The organism is Hypnocyclicus thermotrophus (genome assembly GCF_004365575.1).
Lineage (GTDB): Bacteria > Fusobacteriota > Fusobacteriia > Fusobacteriales > Fusobacteriaceae > Hypnocyclicus > Hypnocyclicus thermotrophus.
In genome coordinates, this window is record NZ_SOBG01000003.1 from 1 (window position 1) to 22,702 (window position 22,702).

At 23.3% G+C, this 22,702-nt stretch carries 20 protein-coding genes; 9 read left to right on the plus strand and 11 right to left on the minus strand.

Annotated elements, in window-relative coordinates; translation table 11 throughout:
- Nucleotides 1-110 precede the first annotated feature (110 nt).
- The 4 genes from EV215_RS03605 (at nucleotide 111) to EV215_RS03620 (ending at nucleotide 5,125) form a co-directional block, all read left to right on the plus strand.
- On the plus strand, nucleotides 111-617 hold the full coding sequence (locus EV215_RS03605) for an Rpn family recombination-promoting nuclease/putative transposase (RefSeq protein WP_134112633.1): 507 nt from the start codon (nucleotides 111-113) through the stop codon (nucleotides 615-617).
- Between the two features lie 637 nt (nucleotides 618-1,254).
- Entirely contained in the window at nucleotides 1,255-1,779 is a 525-nt protein-coding gene (locus EV215_RS03610; protein ID WP_134112634.1) for a bifunctional (p)ppGpp synthetase/guanosine-3',5'-bis(diphosphate) 3'-pyrophosphohydrolase, read from the plus strand.
- Nucleotides 1,780-1,884: 105 nt separating this feature from the next.
- Nucleotides 1,885-2,925, plus strand: a complete 1,041-nt coding sequence (gene rlmN / locus EV215_RS03615; RefSeq protein WP_134112635.1) for a dual-specificity RNA methyltransferase RlmN — start codon at nucleotides 1,885-1,887, stop codon at nucleotides 2,923-2,925.
- A gap of 4 nt (nucleotides 2,926-2,929) precedes the next feature.
- Nucleotides 2,930-5,125, plus strand: coding sequence for a penicillin-binding protein 1A (locus EV215_RS03620; protein WP_134112636.1), 2,196 nt, complete (start codon nucleotides 2,930-2,932; stop codon nucleotides 5,123-5,125).
- A gap of 205 nt (nucleotides 5,126-5,330) precedes the next feature.
- Here the strand turns inward: EV215_RS03620 and EV215_RS03625 are convergent, their stop codons facing one another.
- The 5 genes from EV215_RS03625 to EV215_RS03645 all read right to left on the minus strand — a co-directional run bounded on the left by EV215_RS03625 (nucleotide 5,331) and on the right by EV215_RS03645 (nucleotide 12,232).
- A complete protein-coding gene (locus EV215_RS03625; protein WP_134112637.1) occupies nucleotides 5,331-7,913 on the minus strand; it encodes a DUF8508 domain-containing protein in 2,583 nt (860 codons plus the stop codon).
- Between the two features lie 82 nt (nucleotides 7,914-7,995).
- On the minus strand, nucleotides 7,996-9,387 hold the full coding sequence (locus EV215_RS03630; protein ID WP_134112638.1) for a choice-of-anchor J domain-containing protein: 1,392 nt from the start codon (nucleotides 9,385-9,387) through the stop codon (nucleotides 7,996-7,998).
- Between the two features lie 12 nt (nucleotides 9,388-9,399).
- The gene (locus tag EV215_RS03635) at nucleotides 9,400-10,128 is read right to left on the minus strand and encodes an HAD family acid phosphatase (protein WP_134112639.1); all 729 of its coding nucleotides are present in this window, start codon (nucleotides 10,126-10,128) and stop codon (nucleotides 9,400-9,402) included.
- A 9-nt stretch (nucleotides 10,129-10,137) separates the two neighbouring features.
- Complete coding sequence (locus tag EV215_RS03640) at nucleotides 10,138-10,959, minus strand: 5'-nucleotidase, lipoprotein e(P4) family (RefSeq protein ID WP_166667338.1); 822 nt, start codon at nucleotides 10,957-10,959, stop codon at nucleotides 10,138-10,140.
- 16 nt (nucleotides 10,960-10,975) lie between these two features.
- Entirely contained in the window at nucleotides 10,976-12,232 is a 1,257-nt protein-coding gene (locus EV215_RS03645) for a hypothetical protein (RefSeq protein ID WP_166667339.1), read from the minus strand.
- A 340-nt stretch (nucleotides 12,233-12,572) separates the two neighbouring features.
- On the opposite strand from EV215_RS03645, the gene EV215_RS03650 reads away from it, so the two are divergent.
- Nucleotides 12,573-13,241, plus strand: coding sequence for a Crp/Fnr family transcriptional regulator (locus EV215_RS03650; RefSeq protein ID WP_134112642.1), 669 nt, complete (start codon nucleotides 12,573-12,575; stop codon nucleotides 13,239-13,241).
- Between the two features lie 192 nt (nucleotides 13,242-13,433).
- On the opposite strand, the gene EV215_RS03655 is transcribed toward EV215_RS03650, so the two are convergent.
- Entirely contained in the window at nucleotides 13,434-14,546 is a 1,113-nt protein-coding gene (locus tag EV215_RS03655) for a phosphoserine transaminase (protein ID WP_134112643.1), read from the minus strand.
- 394 nt (nucleotides 14,547-14,940) lie between these two features.
- Between EV215_RS03655 and EV215_RS03660 the strand changes: the two genes are divergently transcribed.
- Complete coding sequence (locus EV215_RS03660; protein WP_134112644.1) at nucleotides 14,941-15,510, plus strand: YiiX/YebB-like N1pC/P60 family cysteine hydrolase; 570 nt, start codon at nucleotides 14,941-14,943, stop codon at nucleotides 15,508-15,510.
- 42 nt (nucleotides 15,511-15,552) lie between these two features.
- Nucleotides 15,553-15,747 (plus strand): DUF4250 domain-containing protein, encoded by a 195-nt coding sequence (locus tag EV215_RS03665; protein WP_134112645.1) that lies wholly within the window; start codon nucleotides 15,553-15,555, stop codon nucleotides 15,745-15,747.
- A 26-nt stretch (nucleotides 15,748-15,773) separates the two neighbouring features.
- Here EV215_RS03665 and EV215_RS03670 read toward each other — a convergent pair whose 3' ends face one another.
- Genes EV215_RS03670 through EV215_RS03680 form a run of 3 tightly spaced genes read right to left on the minus strand, consistent with a single transcriptional unit; the run spans nucleotide 15,774 to nucleotide 18,091 of the window.
- A complete protein-coding gene (locus EV215_RS03670; RefSeq protein ID WP_134112646.1) occupies nucleotides 15,774-16,295 on the minus strand; it encodes an NUDIX hydrolase in 522 nt (173 codons plus the stop codon).
- Nucleotides 16,296-16,317: 22 nt separating this feature from the next.
- Nucleotides 16,318-17,232 (minus strand): alpha/beta hydrolase, encoded by a 915-nt coding sequence (locus EV215_RS03675; protein WP_134112647.1) that lies wholly within the window; start codon nucleotides 17,230-17,232, stop codon nucleotides 16,318-16,320.
- 22 nt (nucleotides 17,233-17,254) lie between these two features.
- Nucleotides 17,255-18,091 (minus strand): LacI family DNA-binding transcriptional regulator, encoded by an 837-nt coding sequence (locus EV215_RS03680; RefSeq protein ID WP_134112648.1) that lies wholly within the window; start codon nucleotides 18,089-18,091, stop codon nucleotides 17,255-17,257.
- A gap of 121 nt (nucleotides 18,092-18,212) precedes the next feature.
- On the opposite strand from EV215_RS03680, the gene EV215_RS10505 reads away from it, so the two are divergent.
- Complete coding sequence (locus tag EV215_RS10505) at nucleotides 18,213-18,389, plus strand: hypothetical protein (RefSeq protein ID WP_166667340.1); 177 nt, start codon at nucleotides 18,213-18,215, stop codon at nucleotides 18,387-18,389.
- A 31-nt stretch (nucleotides 18,390-18,420) separates the two neighbouring features.
- Nucleotides 18,421-20,220, plus strand: a complete 1,800-nt coding sequence (gene pepF / locus EV215_RS03685; RefSeq protein ID WP_134112649.1) for an oligoendopeptidase F — start codon at nucleotides 18,421-18,423, stop codon at nucleotides 20,218-20,220.
- 31 nt (nucleotides 20,221-20,251) lie between these two features.
- Here the strand turns inward: pepF and EV215_RS03690 are convergent, their stop codons facing one another.
- Nucleotides 20,252-21,898 (minus strand): FAD-dependent oxidoreductase, encoded by a 1,647-nt coding sequence (locus EV215_RS03690; RefSeq protein WP_134112650.1) that lies wholly within the window; start codon nucleotides 21,896-21,898, stop codon nucleotides 20,252-20,254.
- Between the two features lie 196 nt (nucleotides 21,899-22,094).
- Entirely contained in the window at nucleotides 22,095-22,427 is a 333-nt protein-coding gene (locus EV215_RS03695; RefSeq protein ID WP_134112651.1) for an ArsR/SmtB family transcription factor, read from the minus strand.
- Between the last annotated feature and the right edge of the window lie 275 nt (nucleotides 22,428-22,702).

Genomic DNA, 22,702 nt, shown 5'->3' on the forward strand with positions numbered 1-22,702 from the left:
AACTTAGCTAAATCTGTTACTGTTGAATAAATTTAAAAATTGTTTTTTTTTTTTAGTTATGTTATATTATCTATAGCATAACTTTTTTTTAGTTTTCTAGGAGGTTACTCATGATAAAATCTTTAAATACAATATCAAAACTATTAAATTTAGATATTGATATATTAAAAAAATCTTTAATTGATAAAAATCTTAAGAATGAAAGCTTTATCGAGATAGATATGAGAGATTTTTTTACTGATAAACTTTATTTTTTACCTAGTGAAAATTTGTATATTTATTTTTTTGAAAACTCTTCTAATAGAAATAGATCTACTTTTATTTTAGAATTCTTTAAATCAATGTTAAATATTAATAAAAAATATTCAAAAATTAATATAAAATTCTTTTTATTACAAAATAATGAAGTGTTGGAAATTAAAGATATTTTCAATCGTCTCCCTTATTCTTTAGATCGTTATTCACCTGACTTTGAGTACATTTTAAAAGATTTTGAATATTCTACGGATGAAAATTTAAAAAAAGAAATTAAATTAAAAATGTTTTCTCAAATGATTAAATTTATTTCAAATGATCCTGAATTGATTCAGATTACAAAACTCTTATTAAACAATTAATTATTTCAAAGAAAAATTTTAATGGAAAATTTAATATTTTTAAAATTTAATATTACAAAACGTCTTTCTATTAATTTAGATCTAGAATATTTACAAAACATAGTGTTCTCTGTGCTTAATCTTAGATGAGACTGAAAGTAAAACTTTATTAGTCAATCAATATATACTTAAGTTTAAATTCATGCAGGTGTTTATATAGAAATTCGAGAAAAAACAGAATATCACAAAGAAAATTTATTTTTTATTTATAAACATCCTGATTCTTTATTTATTTCACCTGAATATTACTGAAAATTCATTTTTTTATATTTTAAAATTAAATGATAATAATATCGAATCTTCTGAATTAGAACTAGATTCCGACGAAAAATTAATAACTCACTTGTTTAACTTTGAAAAATTACTTATCCCTACTAAAGAGTTAAAGTAAAGTATTACCAAGTCTTTTCTATTATTTACATCTAAGATCCACTCCCTAAATTTTTGCTTCTATACACACTATTTTTTTGAAATTTTCTTTCTTTTATTCTTTTTTCCGTAATTCTTTTATTATTCTCTTACTTTCTAATATTTTTCTTGAAAAAATAAAAAAAATTCATTATACTTAAAAGAAATACTATTTAAAAAGGAGAAAATTATGATACAAGATAGTTATAAAAAAGCTATAGCCTATGTTGGGAAAAAATATGTTAATGATAAAGTTTCTTGTATTGATGCAAATTATTTAACATATCTTTCGACTATTACAATGGAAATATTTGTAGCATTCAATAAAGAACCTAATTTTAATTTAGAAATCGCTATTCAAACTGCCTTACTTCATGATATTTTAGATAATACCAAAACAAATTTTAATGATTTAAAAGAACAATTTGGAACACACATTGCTACTACAGTTTTAGCTATTACAAAAGATAAGACAATAATTAATAAAGAAGATTCTATAAAAAATAATCTTAAAAGAATTAATGCTACTTTTAAAGAAGCTACTGTTGTTAAATTAGCTGAATTAATTACAAAATTAGATACTAAAAATTGTGACATTCAAAAATTTAACGAAATAATTAATGAAAGTAAATATTTTTTAGAAAATTTGAAAAATAAAAATTATTTTTTAGAAAATAGACTAAAAGAATTAATTGAAAAAAATAAAGAATTTTAAATAGAGCTTTTATAAGCTTTATTTTTTATTATAATATTTTAAATTGTATAACTAAGTATTTTATGTTAAAATAAGAGGAAAACAATATAAAAGGAGTGGCAAAAATTGAATAAATTTAATTTATTAAATGCAACATATGATGAACTAGAAAAATTTTTATTAGAACTAGGATTTAAAAAATTCAATGCAAAACAAATATATTCATGGTTGCATAATAAACTAGTTAGAAAAATTGATGAAATGACAAATATCTCATTAAAAAACAGAGAACTTTTAACCGAAAAATCTTATATTCCTCTATTTAATGTATTAAAACAACAAATTTCAAAGATTGATGAAACGGAAAAATACTTATTTGAATTAGAAGATAAAAATACTATAGAAACTGTACTTTTAAAACATAAAGATAGATATACTATTTGTATTTCTACCCAAGTTGGATGTCCTGTTAAATGTGATTTTTGTGCTACTGGAATGGATGGTTTTGTAAGAAATCTTGAAGTGCACGAAATACTAAATCAAGTATATACTTTAAATAGACGAATAGAAAAACGTGGATTTAAAATTAACAATATTGTATTTATGGGAATGGGTGAACCTTTTTTAAATATTGATAATCTTATAAAATCTATTAAAATTTTAACTGATAAAAATGGTCTTGATTTTTCTATTAGAAAAATTACTGTTTCTACTTCAGGAATAGTTCCAGGTATAGAAAGATTAATGGAGGAAAAACTTCAAATAGAATTAGCTATATCTCTTCATTCAGTATTTAATGAGAAAAGAGATATGATCATTCCTATTAATAAAAGATATCCATTAGAAGATTTAATCGTTGTTTTAAAAGAATATCAACGTATGACTAAAAGACGAATTAGCTTTGAATACATAATGATTAAAAATTTTAATGTTGGTCGTAATGATATGGAATTTTTAGCAGATTTAATGCATGAATTCGATCATATTCTTAATTTAATTCCCTATAATAGTATCGAAGGAAAAGATTGGGAAAGACCTCATGAAAATAAAATGAAAAGTTTTTATGAATACTTAAAAAATGATCGTAAAGTAAATGTAACATTTAGACAAGAAAAAGGTGCTGATATTAATGGTGCTTGTGGACAATTAAGACAAAAAAATAGGTGATTACATGAAAAAAGTTAATAAATTAACTATAATTTTATCATTTTTAATAATATCAATCTCTACTATAACTGGAGCTGGATTTTTTTTAATTTATAAGGCTTATAGTGATTTACCTGATATCTCAAAACTTATTGAGGAATATGACCCTATAATTCCAACAATAATTTATGATATAAATGGAGAAATAATAGATAAATTCTATAAAGAAAATAGAGAAATTGCAAAAATTAACGAGATCCCTCTTGAAGTTCAAAATGCATTTTTAGCTATTGAAGATAAGAATTTTAGAACCCATTATGGATTTGAACCTCTTAGAATAATTAAATCAATCATCATGGCTCCTAAATATATTTTAGCTCATAGAAATATCCCTGGTGGTAGTACTATTACTCAACAACTTGTAAAAAATGCATTTCTTACAAATGAACGTAGAATAATGAGAAAAATAAAAGAAGCTCTTATAGCAATTGAAATAGAAAAACATTATACAAAAGATGAGATATTAGAAAAATATTTAAATGAAATATACTTTGGTGAAGGAGCATACGGTATAAAAACAAGTGCTCACATATTTTTAGGAAAAGAATTATATGAACTTAATCTTGCCGAAGCTGCACTTCTTGCTGGTATACCAAATAGACCTGCAAAATATTCTCCTATAAGACATCTTGATAATGCTATCAAAAGAAAAAACCTTATTTTAAATCAAATGCTAAAATTTGGATTTATTACAAAAAAACAATATACTAATGCAAAAAAAGTTAAATTTATACTTGAAGACAAGGCTACTGAAGAAGATAAAGAAAATCCTTATGTATCTATTATATTAAAGAATAAAAAATCTCGTCGTGGAGTAATAGCCCCGGATTTTGTTGATTTTGTCGATAATAAAATCTTTGAAATGTTTGAAGCAAAAGATATATATGAAGGTGGAATGAAAATATATACTACTCTTGATCTTCGTATGCAAAAAATAGCTGAAGATGTTTTTTCGAATTCTAATATCTTTAAAAAAAATCCTGATTTAGATGGAGCTCTTATTACTATAGATTCTAATACCGGATATGTAAAAGCTGTGATTGGTGGAAAGAATTATAAAAGTAAAAATTTTAATAGAGCATTTCAAGCTTTAAGACAACCAGGTTCATCATTTAAACCATTTTTATACTATACTGCATTAAAACATAATTATCAGATGAATTTAGTTGTTGAAGATAGTCCTTTAGAATTTGGAGATTGGAAACCAGAAAATTATTCTGGTACTTTTGAAGGTAATATCACTATTTTGGAAGCTATGGAACGTTCTAGAAATATTCCTGCTATAAATTTATTGCAAAAAGTAGGAATTAAAAATTTAATTACCGAAGCTAGAAGATTTGGAATTAGTTCTAAAATCCCTTATAATTTAACTATTGCTCTTGGAAGTTTAAGTTTATCTCCTTTTGAGTTGGCAAAAGCATATATACCATTTTCAAATGGTGGATATAAAGTAAAACCAATTTTTATTACAAAAATTACTAATAGATATGGTAAAATATTATTTGAAAATAATATTAAAAAAGAAAAAATAGTTGATAATACAGAAATTGCTATGCTTGTTCATATGATGAAAGATGTAGTTAAAAATGGTTCTGGAAGAGGTGCTCGTGTAAAATATTTAAATCCAAAAACAAATAAAATTGAATATATTGATCAAGCAGGTAAAACAGGTACTACTAATGGTTTTAGAAGTGCATGGTTTAGCGGATATACACCTGATTTTGTTACTACTCTATATCTTGGAAGAGATAATAATACTCCAATGGGTAGAGGAATGACTGGTGGTGGAGCTGCTGCTCCTATTTGGGGAAAATATGTTCAAAGGTTAATAGATGAAGGGATTTATACTCCTACAAAATTTGAATTTTTAGAAAACTTAGTGAAAGAAAAAGAATTAAAATATATAGATATTGATTCTAGAAATGGTTTGCTGAGTGATGGTAGTAGCTATCGAATAAGAACTGCTTTATTTAAAAAGGGGTATGAACCAGTTGAATACTCAAACAAATATAAAAATGGTTTAGATGAATTTTTCCCTAAATCATTAGATAACAATTTTAATTCTAAAAATCCAAATAACAATTCAGAACTTAATAATGAAAAAAACTCCAATGATGAATCAATAGATACTGTAATAAATAATTTAAATATTTTTAATTAAGTTAAAAAAATAAATACTTCTCTTATAATAAACAGTTAAAATAATAAAATTGTTTACTATATGAAGAAGTATTTTTTTATAGTAAATTACTCTTATATATAATAAAAAATGACATCAATTATAATTAAATAATTGATGTCATTGTGATGTCATTTTCACTTTTTTTATTTATGAGATATCTGTTCACATTTATAAAAAACTTAATTTATTTAAATTCATACCTTGATATTACTGGATTGTGATCAGAATATTGACCCATATAATCTGTATTTATAGGTAATATTTCTATTTCAGGGGAATGATTTTTTAAATTTTTTGATATTAGTATATGATCTATCGCTTGAGCATTTCCTTGAAAATTATATGAATATCTTTTATTAAAAGGTAAAGTTTCTATTAAATTTGTAAGTATATTTCCCTTTAATACTTTTATTGGATTTGCTGCATAAAATTCATTAAAATCTCCTAATACTACTATATTTTTATTTTCATCTTTTGACAATACTTCTTGGACAAATCTATGTATAATCTTAGCTAATTTGATTCTTTTAGCTTCACTACTTAATACTACAGGTTGTTTTGCGCCCCATAAAGGATCATCGCCACCTTTAGAATTTAAATGATTTCCAAAAACTAAAATTTTATTATTTTTAAAATAAAATTCCATTGCAAGACTTCTACGAGTTCCTTTAAATATTGGTTCTTGAGGATAAATTCGACCAGGGTTTAATAATAAATCTCCATTTTTATCTAATCCTGCATGATCTAATGAACCTGCATTTCCTCTTTTATTAAATTCTACTCTAGTATCTCTATAAATAGCTGCTACTCTAATATTACCTCCAGGTTCTCCTCCTTCTAAGTATGCTAACGGATTAATATTTATATATTTATAATCTGTAGCTCCTCCTTTAGATTCTATATTATTAATTAAATTAGTCAAAGTTTGGTCTGCGTCAACTACAGGTGAACCATCTTCACCATAATTATCAGGCCCATTATTATCTTGAATTTCAGTAAATACTATTATATCTGGTGATTTCATATTTTGAGCTATAATCTCTGCTATATATGGTATTTTTTCATGAGTTGCATACATATTTTCTACATTAAATGTTGCTATTGTTAAGTGATTAGCATCGCCTACTAAAGTTGCTTTCGGTCTATCAGATAAAGGAGTATATGATGTTCTTGGATTTTTAGCTGTTATATAATCATTAAATAACAAATCATACTCTCCGTCACCAAACGTATTTACATTAAATGCTAATATTCCTGTTATATCTTCTAATTCATCACCTACATTAAATATTCCATTTTTAAAACTACTTGCATCTCCTGGTTTTACACCATCTTTATTATAATAAACATGATTTACTAGTCTTAATATCTCTGGATTATAATCATTTTTCTCTACATCAATTATTAATCCATTAGATGGGGTAACTTGATAATCATTTGATGTATTATTTGCTCTAACATATAAATTGAAATATCCTTTACTTTCTAATGCATCATTTTTACCACCTTTAGCTCCTGTTACAATAGGTTTTTTCACTTTAACTAACATTCCTTCTAAACTTTCCCAAAATCCTATTCCATCATTTAAATTTAATTTTAAACTTTGATTTACATTACCTTTATAAGTAGAAATATGTCTATTTGGTATAATTCTATCACTTCCTTCACCTAATTCAACTGGTGACGGTAATGCAACATCTTTTTCTCTTAAAATAATTTTATTTACTGAAGTTAATGATGTTCTTGTAAGTCCTGTTCCTGTATTTGTTTCTTCTACTTTTCCTTCTACTTCAACAAGATTTCCTACTTTTATAATTAAAGAATATTTATTATATGTTGTTTTATCTAATTTAACATATATAGCATCAGATGTATAATTATTATTATCACCATATTTATCTTGCATATAAAAACCATAATTATTATTATAACTGTCTGCTGTATATGCTGTAATTATTCCACGTGTTTTTAAATTAATTCCTATTAAATCCGACTTATATTTTTCTCCTTGAATAGAATATATAGGGATTATTTTATTTTTATCAGAAGTTGTTGAGTCAATAACCTTTACTTTAGAATTAATTTTATTTAAAAAATTATATTTATTGCTTTTTTTTAAATAATTTATAACTAACTCACTTGCTTTTTTTTCTGTTTTTTGTACTTTTAAATAATTAAACTTATTTCCATAATAATATCCTGGAAAACTTGATTTATAATCATATTCATAATATATAAATGCTACTTTATATTGTTTATCTAAATCAAATGTTCTTCCATTTCTACTTATATTATAATTTTGTACTTCTCCACCTTTTATTGTGATATCATATTCTATACCATTAGTATGTATGTCTATTGCATTATTTTTTAAAGTTCTTTCTTTTATAAAATCTTTTATTTTAGATCCACTCATATATGATATGCAAATTAAATCTTTATTAGTTGTTGTATCATAAAGAGATTTTATATCATTAGATGTTTTATTTATTAATCTTTCATTTATATCTGTTTTAGTCAAGTCTAAATTCAAATTTAATGAAATATTTTTTAAATTTGATTCTGGATAAAAAACTATATCTACTCCTAATTCATTTTTTATAGCTTCTGTTATAAGATTAGCTGCTGGAGTAGACGTATACTCACTATTATTATTATTTAAGTTCAATTCTAATTTATCATTTGAAAGAGGAGATAAATCTTTATTACACGAAATTAAAAATAATAATAATGAAAGCATTAAAAAAAATTTATTAAAAATTTTCAATTTTAATACCTCCTTTAAGGTATGCTCTTTGATTTTAGTCGGAGAGTGTTCTCCGACTTTTTATTAATTTTTTAATTGAATTTTATTTCAAATTAATATTAAAATCACTTAATCTATATGTTGTAGTTTCATTATTAGTAGCATTTCCATTATATTTAAATGCAATAACTATTTTTTTACCTAAATAATTATCTAAATCAATTGTAGTATCAACTGTCTCGCTATTTGTTGGTAATTGAATGCTACTTGTAATATCTGTCCAATTAGCTTTTGATATATCACCATTAAAATCTTCAGATATAAGTACACTTAATCCGGAATGTTTATAATAAGCAGCTTGAATTTTTAATGTTACATATGATTTAACTGTTACATCAAATATTGGTGATATTAAATATGATTCATTTTCAGCATCACTTGAGTTATATGCACTTATAGATGTATTTTTATATTTTGCGTTACCTTCCCATGCTCTTGTTCCTTTCGTAATTATACTGTACCATCCTCTACAAGTAAAATTATCATCTCCTAATGATTCTGTATAATTACTATTTAGTGTTATAGTAATTGGTTTTTTAATAAATTTAAAATTTTTAATGGCATAAGTTGTAGTTTCACTATTATTAGCATTTCCATTATATTTAAACGCAATAACTATTTTTTTACCTAAATAATTATCTAAATCAATTGTAGTATCAACTGTTTCTCTAGTTGATGGTAATTGAATGCTATTTGTAATATCTGTCCAATTAGCTTTTGATACATATCCATTAAAATCTTCAGATATAAGCACACTTAATCCAGAATGTTTATAGTAATCAGCTTGAATATTTAATGTTACATATGATTTAGCTGTTACATTTAATACTGGCGATATTAAGTATGTTTCATTTTCAGCATCACTTGATTTATATGCACTTATAGATGGTGCCGTATATTTAGAATTATAACTCCAATTAATATTTCCTTTTGTTATTTCTGTTAACCAACCTGTTTGAGTGAAATCATCACTTCCTAAAGTATCACTAAATCCTGTATTTACTTCTGTAAGTGTAATTATAGGAGGTTCTATCTCTTTTTTAGCATTAGATGTATATGTTATTATAGTATTAAGTTTTGTATACTCAGTAGAACTTGAATTAAATTTTGATTGTGCTAGAGTTTGTTTATTTGCTATCTCATTTAATAAGTCTACTTCAACTTTTTTATTTATAATTATTTGTCTATAATATTTTGATATATCTTTTAAATATGTTAAAACTTCTCTTTTATCAGTTTCATTTAAATTTGAAGCTAAATTTCCATTTTCAATATCTGAAATAAGAGATTCATTTTCATTATAAGCATTATCTATTAGATTTAATTCTATACTATCAACGTTTTTATCTATTGGAGTTACTGTTAAATCTTTATTACAACTAATTATTAACAATAATATTGATATTATAAAAATAATATTTAGACTACGTTTCATAATACCTCCTTCCTAATAATTTAAAATTAAAGTTTCTTTACTACCTTCCCAATTATTTAATTTCGCATTATTTAAATCTAAATAATTTGAATATACCGGATTAGCAAAAATAAAATATTTTTTCCCTATTTTCTGTTTTATTAAATTTTCTTCTTTTATTAAAACTTTTAAATTATTAATGTCTTTCGATGTATAAAAATCTAAATTTGATGAAATAAATATAGATTTTTCATCCCCTAAATTCATCTTTTCTTTTGAAATGATTTTATAATTATTTAACATATATCTTTTTAAGTTTTTATTTAATAATAAAGAAAATTCTTTATCTAAATTTGTTACAAAAACTACATTTATATCTTTTTTAGATAATTTAGTTAACAACTCATCTATTCCAATATTTAGTTCCATATCTCCAGATTTAAGCCATCTTTTATAATTTTTATAATTATTTTCTTTTCCAGTTGTCATTAACCACGCTATATATGGGGTATTATCAAATACTCCATCTTCAAGTTCAATGTATACTTTATTTATATTATTATCAACTTTATTTAATATATTATTTATTATTTGATAATTTAAAGCTATTTTTTCTCCAGATTTTTGAGCCCAAAGTAATGCTAATTTATCTTTTTTATCAAATTTATTTTTTGAATTTTTAGTTTCTATTGATTTATTATCTAAACTACTACATGAAATAATAAACATAGATAAAATAATTAATAAAATATTTTTTTTCATAATATCCTCCTATTCTCCATCCCATATATTTAAACTATATTCTCTAAGTTTAGACTTTTCATAATTTGATGTACTTTCACCAGTTATTTTTACATAAAATTCATTTGAAATTCCTTTACTTTCAAAATCACCATAACTAGGATTTGGTATAACTATCCAATTATTTCCAAACATATTTTTATTTTTTATTACTAAAGAATTTCTAGTTTCATTAGATACATTGTAAAAAATATTAGAAAAATCACTTAATTGATCTCCAATCAACATTACTATATTATATCCAAGTTTTTCTATATACTCTCTTCTAGATGTTTTATCTGAACTAGTCGTTTTTAAAAAAATATGATTTTTATCTACTTGAGAAAATCCAAGTTTTTTCATATTTAACATTGTATCTTTTAATTCTTTTTCACTTCTATTTGAAATATAGATTATATCCATTCCAAGTTTTTTTACATATTTTGAAAATTCTACAGCCCCTGGTATAGCCTTTGCTTCTTTTGCAGCTACCCATTCACTCCAAGTATCGCTAGAAAATCCATTTCCACTATAAATTCTCCATGCTGCATATGGTGTATTATCTAACATCGTTTCATCAAGATCTACTATAACTGCCATTTTACCTTTATTTTCTTTTTTTATTTTATTTAAATTATCTTTTGCTATATTAAAAGCTTGATTGCACAGTAATTTATATTCTGATGAATTTTGCATCCAACTAACAGCTTTATAAGATTCCATTTCTAAGTCTCTTTCTGTGAAATCTTTTGAAAAAGATATAGAAAAAACAATTAAATTAATAATTATTAATTTATAAATTGATTTATACATTTTTTCTCCTCCTAAATTAAAAATTAACATTTATCTTAATACCGTATGATGATAGTTTATCAGTTAAATCATTCACTCTTTCATCTTCTTTTGCAGTCAAATCATCTTGCGTAGAAAAAACATTATTTTTAGCTTTTTTATATTCATAATATGGTTCAATAGATACATTCTTATATGTATATTTATTTCCGACTGTTATTACTTGTAATCCCCCATGAGAATCTGAAGTATTAAAATAATTACTTGAATTAGATAAAGTTCTTAATATATGTGCTGAATTTTCACCATCATATATTAAATTTTCTCCATAATATGCATATTTTAAATATGGTGTATTATTTTTCATTTCATAACTTAATTTTGTCATAAATCCATAATCTTTTTTATCTACCCAACTTTGTTTGTATAATGGTTCGTATGGTACTTTTTGTGCAAAACTACCATCAGAAATATAATATGGCGATTTTCCATTTTCATTATATAATCCTTCTACATAAAAAATAAAATTATTAAAATATTTTTCCATTTCTATTGAAATAGCTGATTTTAATATTGAATGCGATTTTTCACTGTCATTATGTGAAATATAAGAAATTTTAAATTTACTTATTTCATTATCATAATTAAAAGATGCTAAATATCCTACATCAATTCTTTTTTGCCAAATTGTAGGCATTGTTGAATTTTCTACATCAAAATCAACTGGTGAATCATATTGAATAGCTCCAATACCAAAAGTTATATCTTTTACTTCATCTAATTTATAATTAAAAGTTATTCCTGGTAATGATTTTGTTGTAATTTCTGGTAAATTAGTTGTTCCATTTATTACTGTATATCTTTCATTAAAATAATTTACACTAGTTACATCTAATGATTCTATTTCATTTCCAATGTTATTCTTAAAATTAAATGGATAAAAAGTTAATGTAGATTTATTATTTATTTTATGTGAAATATAAGTGCTATTTGAATTTGTGTCTACATAAAATTGCATTCCATTTTCAGTATTTAATTTTGATTCAATAGATACAGATGATTTTTTATCTATATCCTTTTGAAAAATCATAGATAATGAGCTATCATACTCACTTTTATTATTTTTAATATCACTTGAAAATTTTAATTCTAAATCATTAAACTCAATTTTTAAATCAATACCTCCATCTTTTTCATAATAATTGTCACTCGTTAAGAATCTGTTATTATAACTTAAATTAGTTGTAGCATAAGTTTGAGACAAACTATAATTTGATACTGCTAACAATGCCATTAAAAAATAGTATTTTTTCATAATTTTTTGAGAAACTTATATTATTAAATATTAATAATATATTTAGCTCCTCTTTCCTCCTTTCATTTAATAAAATAACCGGTTACACAAAAATATTATATTCTTTTAAAAAACATAATATTCTATATATAACCATATTACCCCTATTATGCACAAATGTACAAATAAATATAAGACACATGTCATATATTAAAGTTTAAAAGTTTTTTAAAAACACGACTTATGTCCTATTATAATTTGCTTTTCAATAATATTATATCATTGTAAAATATTATTATTATATATTTCTAGTAAAAAACATGTAAATAAAGGGGGAAAAATGAGAGAAATAAATAGTAAATTAAATATAATAGGATATGTAAACGATTTTAAAATAAGAGATCTATTTGAAAATTTTGATCTATCCAAATTTTCATTATTTGAATTTAAAAAAAATGAAAGGATTATTGAAAGTAATGAAATAATTAAATATTTTTATTTTCTTGTAGAGGGAAAAATTGATATTATTTATAATACTGTCACTGATAGAGAATTAATCATTGATAAATTAGAACCTTTATCTATTATTGGAGACGTCGAACTTAGAAAATCATATATATCAAAATTTGATGTTATTGCCAGAGAAGATTGTTTTTTATTAGGAATTAATTATAACATAGCTAAAAAATACTTTGAAATTGATTGTAAATTTAATAAATTTATATATGAATCTACTTGTAAAAAATTAGAAAAAAGTGTTGACATTTTTATGCTAGCTAGTTGCTATGATTTAAATAGAAGATTTGCTACTTACTTAATTGATAATTCCAACAATGATGGAGAAGTTAAATATAAATCTATTAGTAACTTAGCAGACCAACTTTTAGCTAGTAGTAGACAACTTACTAGAGTTTTACACTCATTAGAAACATCTAATATAATTGAAAAAAATAATAAAACAATAAAAATTTTAAATATCGAAAAATTATCAGAACTCAGTATAGATTAAAATTTCCTATTAAAACAAAATTTATTTATGATAACTACTAAAAAAAATAAATATAAAAGTATTAAAAAATTATTATATATCGAAAATATTTTTTCCTCTCTATATCTATAATAATAACTAACTACATAGTTTAAAACTAGTAGTTAGTTATAAATCATAAGCAGATTCATTTAAATCTGCTTATAGTTATATTTATTTTACTTTTTTATAAGCCCATTTTATCCATTCACATAAGATTTCTAAATCATCTTTTTCAATAGTTGCTCCACACCAAATTCTTATACCTTTTGGAGAATCTCTATATGAAGCAATATCATACGCTATATTATTTTCTAATAATAATTGTAACAATTTATCTATTTTTTCAGATTCTAAATCTAATTTTAAGCAAACACTTGTATTTGAACGAATTTCTTTTGATATAGGTAAAAAACTAATAAAATCATTTTCTTCGACAAACTTTTCTATAACTGATAAATTTTCTTCACTTTTTTTAATTGCTGAATATATTCCCCCAATAGATTCAATCCAATTTAATGCAACTAAATAATCTTCATTACAGAGCATTGAAGGAGTATTTATTGTAGAACCTTTAAAAATTCCTTCAATTAATTTTCCATTTTTTTTAAGTCTAAATATTTTGGGAAGTGCCCTATCTGGTGTATAATTTTCAATTCTTTTAACGGCTCTAGGTGATAATATCAACATTCCGTGTGCTCCTTCTCCACCAAGTACTTTTTGCCAAGAAAATGTTATAATATCAAGTTTTTCCCAAGGGATTTCCATAGCAAATACTGCTGAAGTTGCATCACAAATAGTTAATCCTTTTCTATTTTTATCTATCCAATCTGCATTAGGAACTTTTACACCACTTGTTGTACCATTCCATGTAAACACAATATCATTATCGCAATCTACATTTGATAAATCAGGTAAGTGTCCATAATCAGCAAAATGATAAGTTACATTCGATAATTTTAATTCAGCTTTAATATCATTTGCCCACTCTCGTCCAAATGCATCAAAGGCAATCACTTCCACACCTCTTTCACCTAAAACATTCCAAAGAGCCATTTCTATTGCTCCTGTATCTGAAGCAGGAACTATTCCCACACGATAATCATCTGGAATTTGAAGAATTTTTTTTGTTTTTTCAATACTTTCCTGTAATTTTGCTTTCCCAATTTTGCTTCTGTGTGAACGTCCAAGCGGTGCATTAGATAATAGATTTAATCTATACCCTTTAAACTTTGAACAGGGTCCAGAAGAAAAATGTGTATTATTTGGTTTTAATTTTGGTTTCATAATATCCCCCTTGTATAAATTTTTAATACTTTTGTATAATTATTTTATAATGATATACAAAAAATATCAAGTTATTTATAAAAAATAAAGGAAAATATAAATAATATAAGTATATTAAAAATAAGAGGAAAATAATTTAATTAAGAAATTGTTTATTAAAATAGTTTTTGAGGGAATAAGGGAAAAGGAGAGTGGGAATAATGTTAAAGAAAAATTTTTGGCTCATTCTTGCTGTAATAATACTTATTAGTTTTTTATCTAATACTTAAAAAATAAAGAGTTATAATATATTGATATTATAACTCTTTATTTTTATTATTAAAATTTACTCTACCTATTCTTTAAAAAAATATGATATACTTATATAAAATATAATGTATATTTTGGAGGGGAAATGAAAAAAAAATTAAAAATAATATTTTTAATAATAAATATATTTTTATTTCAAGGCTGTAAAGTAATTTCGAAAAATATTCAATGGCAAAATATAGAAACTATTCGCAAAAATAAACAAGAACTTGAAACAGGAGATATATTAATTTTAAGTAAAAAAATAGGAACATATACATGGCTTGGACATTCAGCGATATATCTAAAAGAATATGATGTAGTAGCTGAATATCCTCAAATATTTCACGGATTTTACTATGTAAAACTTAATGACTGGCTTAATGCTGTTTCTGATAGAAAAATAAAAATACTACGATATAAAGAAATTAATAAGAAATTTAAAAATAAAATATTTGAAGTAATAGAAAATAATAAAAATAAAAGATATAAAGTAGTCTTAAATAAAAAAAATAATAACGGATTTTATTGTTCTCAATGGGTATGGTATATTTTTTATAAAACAGGTATTGAATTTAATAAAAATATTGACTTGGATTCTGATGGCGGTCCTATTGTATATCCTTATGATTTTTTATATTCAAACAAATTGTATAAAGTTCATATAGGAAAATAATATATCTAATAAAAATTATTTAATTTAGAAAGGAGTATTATTATGGAATTAAAAAATTTTAAAACTATGGATATTAATATTTTATTTAGTATTATTAATATGAAATTACGAGATGAATTTGATAGCTTAGAAGAACTTGTAAAATATTATGATATTGACCAAAAAGAACTTGAAGATAAATTAAATGAAGCTGGATACCATTACGAAAGTAATCATAATCATTTTACTAAAGTTTAAAAATAAAAAATAAAGAGCTGTTTAAATTACAGCTCTTTATTTTTTAATGATAAATACAATAAATATGCAAAATATGATTTTAAATCCGTTTTATTGGCAAAAAAATCATTATCTAATTTATGCCAAGAAGTAATTAAATCCTCTGATTCATCTAAAGATAAAGGTTTTGGAGTTATATTTTCTTTATTCAATTTAAAAATATAAAAATATAATGATTCTGTAGTATAGCCAGGTGATACCAACAAAGGAGTATTACTTTTATATAAAAGTTCCAAACTTTCTTTCTCATATCCTGTTTCTTCTAATATTTCTCTGTAAACAGCAGTATCTGCCTCTTCTCCTGGATCTATAAGTCCCGCTGGAATTTCATAAATATTATTATTTGCACCAGGTCTAAATTGATTAACTAATAATGTTTTAGACTCATTGTTATTTAATAATAAAGCACAAACAGCTTTATGTTTTTCAATATATTCAAGCGGATGATTTGTTGTAGGATGATTCATTAATTTAAATTTTAAAAATTTAAATGGAAATTTATTCTCCAAGTTAATTCCCCCTTTAGATTAGTTATAAATTTTTTAAATATTTAATTATTTCATTTTTTAAATATACGGTATTATTTGGTGCCATAATATCTCCTGCTAACACATGTTTTCCATAATCTTTTACTGGTATTATTAATAATTTTTTATTTTTAGACCCTAACTCATTATACTTTTTATCGATAATATCAGTATTTACTACATCGTCATTATTAGAATGAATAATAAAAAAAGGTTGCTTAAGTTTATTAAAATTAAAATTTCTTACTTCTTTGACTAAATCGCTCATTTCAATTAATACTTTACTTGGATATCTTGTTGTCCAATATCTATTTTCTTCATCACTATGTCCCTGCCAACTTTGTTCTTTAATAAAAAAATTTACTATTAAATATCTAATTATTGGAATTTCTAATAAAATAGAATTTTTATCTTTTATTTTATAATTTGGTGAGATTAAAATATACACAATATTGTCTAAATCTTTATTTTTTTTTATACTTTCCATAGCATACCAAGTGACTAAAGTTCCCCCTGTAGAAGTACTAATAACAATTACTTTTTCTCCGATTTCTTTACCTATTTCAATGGCTTCAGTAGTATCATTTTTCCAATCTTCTTTTTTTGCTTCTCCCAGATATTTCCCTGGCCTACCATGTCCTGTATATCTAGTATAAAAAAGATTTGCTTTAAGATCTTTCGCTATTTCATTTGCTAAAGGATAAACTTCTTGTCGAGTAGCTGAAAAACCATGTAGATATACAATAGAATATTTTGTTTTTTTATTATGCTCTTTATACCAAAAAATCTTTTTTTCTGTATTTTTTATAATATCATCATAAATACTTTCTTTTTCTTTTAAATATATATCTAGATCTTTTGGAAATGTACTTGCTAATATCGTGAGTGATATTATAAAATATAGAATAACTTTGTACATACCCTAATCCTCCATAATTTTATTAATTAATATCTTTTACACTTTCTCTTTCTTTAAGTTCATATGAAATTACAATTTTTTTGTTCATTGTGTTTTTATTTTCTATTTTTTCAATAATTAATTTTGCCGCACTTTCACCAGAAAATTTATAATTATATTTAATTGATGTAAGTGAAGGAATATAATAAGATGAAGTTTCCATATCATCAATACCAACAATAGAAAAATCCTCTGGAACTTTATAACCAGCTTCATAGATAGCTCTCATTGCACCAAATGCAAGTGAATCAAGTGCCGCAAATACTGCAGTAGGTTTTTCTTCAAGAGCTAATATTTTTTTCATTGCAGTATATCCTGATTTCACATCAAATTTTCCTATAACTTGATATCTATTTTTTACAGATAAATTATTTTCTAGAAGAGCATCAATATACCCATCTCTTCTTAAATTTTGTACAGACATGTTTCCTGATACACCAATATACGCTATTTTTTTATGCCCTTTACTTATAAGATATTCAACTACCTCTTTTGCTGAAAAATAATCATCATAAGTAACATAAGAAGTACGAATTTTAGATGCTTCTCTCCCTAATACCACAACTGGTTTCTTCATATTATTTAAAGTTTTTATATGATTTTCAGTAATTGAAAAAGGAAAAAATATTATTCCAGAAATATTTTCTTTTTGAAAAATATCTAAATATTTTAATTCTTCTTCTTCTTTTTCTTTTGTATTAGCTAATACAATATTATATCCATATTTTTTCAATTCTTGAGTTATTCCTTCGATAATTCTTGAAAAAATATCTGCACCTATTCTAGGTAAAATTACACCAATTAATTTTTCACTACTCATTTTCTCTCAATATCTCCTTTTTTAATTGATTTTAAGGTTACTTTAGTATATTATATAATATATAAAGTATATATTAATAAATTTTAATTTTCAATAAAAATTTTTAAGGAGGTCTAATAAAATGAGAGAGATAAATCCAAAAGATATAACATTATTTAAAAGAAGTTTTACTTTAGCAACAATTATAATGTTAGTTGCTTTATTTTTTAATTTTATTTTAAAATGGATAATTCCTACATTAGTTTTATCAATTATAATATTTTTAATATTAAAATACATAACTAAATTAAATATATAAAATATGAGCAATAAAAAAGGAGAATAAATATATGAGCATAAATAAAACAGATATACAGTATAATTGGAATGTAAATGATATATATTCAAATTGGGAAGAATGGCAAAAAGATTTTGATAAAATAGTTACTCTAATGGATGAAATATCTCAATTAAAAGGAAGTATAAAAGATGCTACAAGTTTAATTAAAATTCTTGATTTAAATGAAAAATTAAGTATTTTATCATATAAAATATATAGATATCCACAACTTCAAAGAGATATTAATTCAAAAGATGATTTTTTAAATAAAAAATTTCAAGAAGTCGGTATATTATTTTCAAAATTTTCTGTAGCAACTTCATGGTTAACTCCTGAAATGTTGACTATTCCTCAAGATACAATGAAAAAATGGATAGAAGAAAATCCAGAAAAATTAGAAAAACATAGATTTTCATTAATGAACATGTATAGATTGCAAAAACATGTATTAGACGAAGAAAAAGAAAAATTATTGTCTTACTATTCTCAATTTAGAAACACACCTCAAGATATTTATACTGCTTTATCTGTAACAGATATAGAGTTTCCAATTATAAAATTATCAGATAATAGCGAAATAAAACTTACACGTGGCAAATATAACAAAATATTAAATACTAATAGAAATAGAGAAGATAGAAAAAAATCTTATGAAAATTTTAATAAAATATTTTTAAAAAATAAAAATACATACGCCGCAATTTATAAATCAATTTTACTTCGTGGAGTTGCTAGCGCTAAGTCTAGGAATTATAATTCGACATTAGAAGGAGCCTTAGAAGGAAATAATATACCTGTAGCCGTATATGAAACATTAATTAATAGTGTAAAAGAAAACACAAAACCACTAAAAAAATATAGAGAATTAAGAAAAAAAGCTTTGAAAATTGATGATTATAGACCATGGGACAGTTATATTTCTTTAGTAGATTATGATAATAAATATGATTATGAAAAAGCTAAAGAATTAGTTTTAAAATCACTTTATTCTATGGATAGTGAATATATTAAAAAGGCAAAAAAAGCTTTAAATAATAGATGGATAGATGTATATGAAAAAGAGGGAAAAAGAAGCGGGGCTTATTCTGCAGGAACTTATGGTGTACATCCTTATATGTTATTAAATTATAATGGAACTTTAGATTCAGTATTTACTTTAGCACATGAATTAGGACATACAATGCATACACTTTTGTCCGATGAAAATCAACCATTTGCAACACATAACTATACTATTTTTGTCGCAGAAGTAGCTTCTACATATAATGAAAAATTATTATTAGAATATATGCTTAAAACTTCAGATGATCCAAAGGAGAAAATAGCTTTATTAGAACAAGCGATTAATAATATTGTTGGAACTTTTTTTACACAAGTAATGTTTGCTGATTTCGAATATCAAGCACATAAATTAGCAGAAAATAATACTCCAATAACAGCTGAAATCTTAGATAATATTGTAGAAAACCTTTTAAATAATTATTATGGTGAAGATAGATATAAAGATGAATATTCAAATATTTTTTGGACAAGAATACCTCATTTTTATAATTCACCATATTATGTATATCAATACGCTACTTGTTTTGCTTCGTCATCAAAAATATATAATAACATAAAATCCAATCCTAAAAATTTAGATACATATATTGAATTATTAAAATCTGGAGGAAATGATTTTCCAATTGAACAATTAAAAAAATCAGGAGTAGATTTAACTAAAAAAGAAACAATATTAAAAGTTATAAATGAATTAGATGAATTAGTAGATGAATTAGAAAAAGTGCTAAAAGAAAATAATATGATTTAATAAAAGCAGACTTAAATAGTCTGCTTTTATTTTATTTATATAGATACTCTTTTTGTATTTTATAATTTTTATAGCCACCTGATAGATTGTATACATTTTTAAATCCATGATTAATTAATAAGTTTTGTGCTGCATTTCCTGTAACTCCTTTATTACAATGTACCACAATATTATCGTCTTTATTAAATTCATTTAATTTTGATTCTAAATCTGCAAGTGGTGTATGATAAGCTCCTTCAATATGGCCTTTATCAAAATCTTTTTTACTTCTTACATCTATTACTTTATATTTATCTCTATTCTCGATTAATACATTTGGAGTAATTATTTTTCTTCCTCTATTTATTGCATTGTCTAAAATCATTCCGGTATATAATACTGGATCTTTTGTTGTTGCAAATGGTGGCGCATAAGCTAAATCCAAATTAAAAAAATCACCCACACTAACTCTATAAGTTATAAGAGTTGCAAATACATCCAATCTTTTATCTACTCCTGCTTCTCCTATAATTTGCACTCCTAATAATTTTTGTGTTTTTTTATCTGCTATAGCTTTTATTATTATTTCTTTACTTTCTTTTAAATACTTACTTTTATCTTCTTTGATATTGTGAATAATTTCAATATCATATCCTAATTTTCTAGCTTCTCTTTCAGTAATTCCTGTATACCCTATTGCTAAATCAAAAATTTTAAATATTCCTGTACCTAATATTCCTTTAAATTCTCTTTTTATTCCTGTAATATTTTCTCCCGCTATTCTTCCCATTTTGTTCGCTGTAGACCCTAATGGTCTATAAATATAATCACCTGTAAGTCTAAATTTATGTTCACAACAATCTCCCACAGCATAAACATTTTTTAGATTAGTTTCAGTATAATCATTTACTAATATCCCATTGTGTTTTCCTAATTCTATTCCTATTCTTTTAGCAAGTTCTACATTCGGAATTATCCCAGTAGCAAATATTACCATATCGAATTCTAAATTTTTATTATTTTTAGTAATTGCTTTTTTATCACTTAAAAATTCTTTTATACTATCATTTAGTATATAATTAATATTTTTACTATCTAAATATTTTTCTATATAAATTGATACATCCTTATCTAAGTAAGGCATTAAATGATTTTTAATTTCTATAATAGTCGTCTTTATATTTTTTTTAGCTAAATTATCTAAAAGTTCTAATCCAATAAATCCACTTCCTATAATCAGTGCTTTTTTTACATTATTATCTTCGATATATTTTTTTATTTTATCAGCATCATTTACATTTTTTAAATAAAATTGTTTAACCTTTTCAATCCCTTTAATATTTAAAATCTTAGTTTTTGAACCTGTCGAAAAGACTAATTTATCAAATTTGTCTATAATAATTTTATTTGTATTTAAATTTTTCACTGTAACTTCTTTATTATTATAATCAATTTCAATTACTTCGTGTTCTACAAATATATCAATATTAAATCTTTTTTTAAACCATTTTTTATCTCTAGGAGTTATATTTTCTCTTGAAATATAGTTTTCACCAATATAATATGGTAATCCACAACTTGAATATGATATATCTTTATCTTTTTCATATATAACAATTTCATTCTCTATATTATTTCTTCTTGCTTTTGCAGCAACTGATGTTCCTGCAGCTACAGACCCTATAATAATTATTCTCATAAATCCTCCTTTATATTATACTATATAAACATAATTTTTTATCTATAATTTTAACTATCTAATTCATATTCTTCTAAAAGCTCTTCTTCTAATATTATTTAAATACATAAAATTACCCATACAGTTAAATATTTTTCAAAAAATCCTATTTCATTATTTTTTCCATTCATAATATTCTTCTATCAATTTTAAATTTTTAACATTTTTTTTTATTTTTTAAGTATATTTTTAAATTTCTAACATCTTTTTTAAAAATTTCATCATTTAAATTTTTTAAAATTTCACCTATAAAAGTATATTTTTCAAGTTTTTTTCGATTGATATTATAATATACCCATTGAGCCTTTTTTTCTGAATTAATTAAATTTAATATTTTGAGTTTATTAAGATGTCTTGAGGTATTTGATTGACTTAATTTTAAGACTTCTTCAATATCACATACACATAACAAATCTGAGTTATACAAGAGATTTAATATTCTAAGTCTATTTTCATCTCCTAATACTTTCATTATTTCTATTATTTTCATTTTTCACCTCTTTAACATTATATTCCTATATAATCATTTAAGAATATAATCTATATTACTATTTTTGTCAAGAAAATAATAATATTACTGTCTTTTTTATAGCATTAACCCTTATTTAATATAATAAAAATATAATGCATTAAAATTTTTATTAATAAATTAAAAAAATATATTGATTTTTTTTTAAATATAAATTATAATATTATTGTTTATAACTAAAAATAAACGCGCGTTCAAAAAAATAATTACATATTTATTTTATTTTTTTATCTATT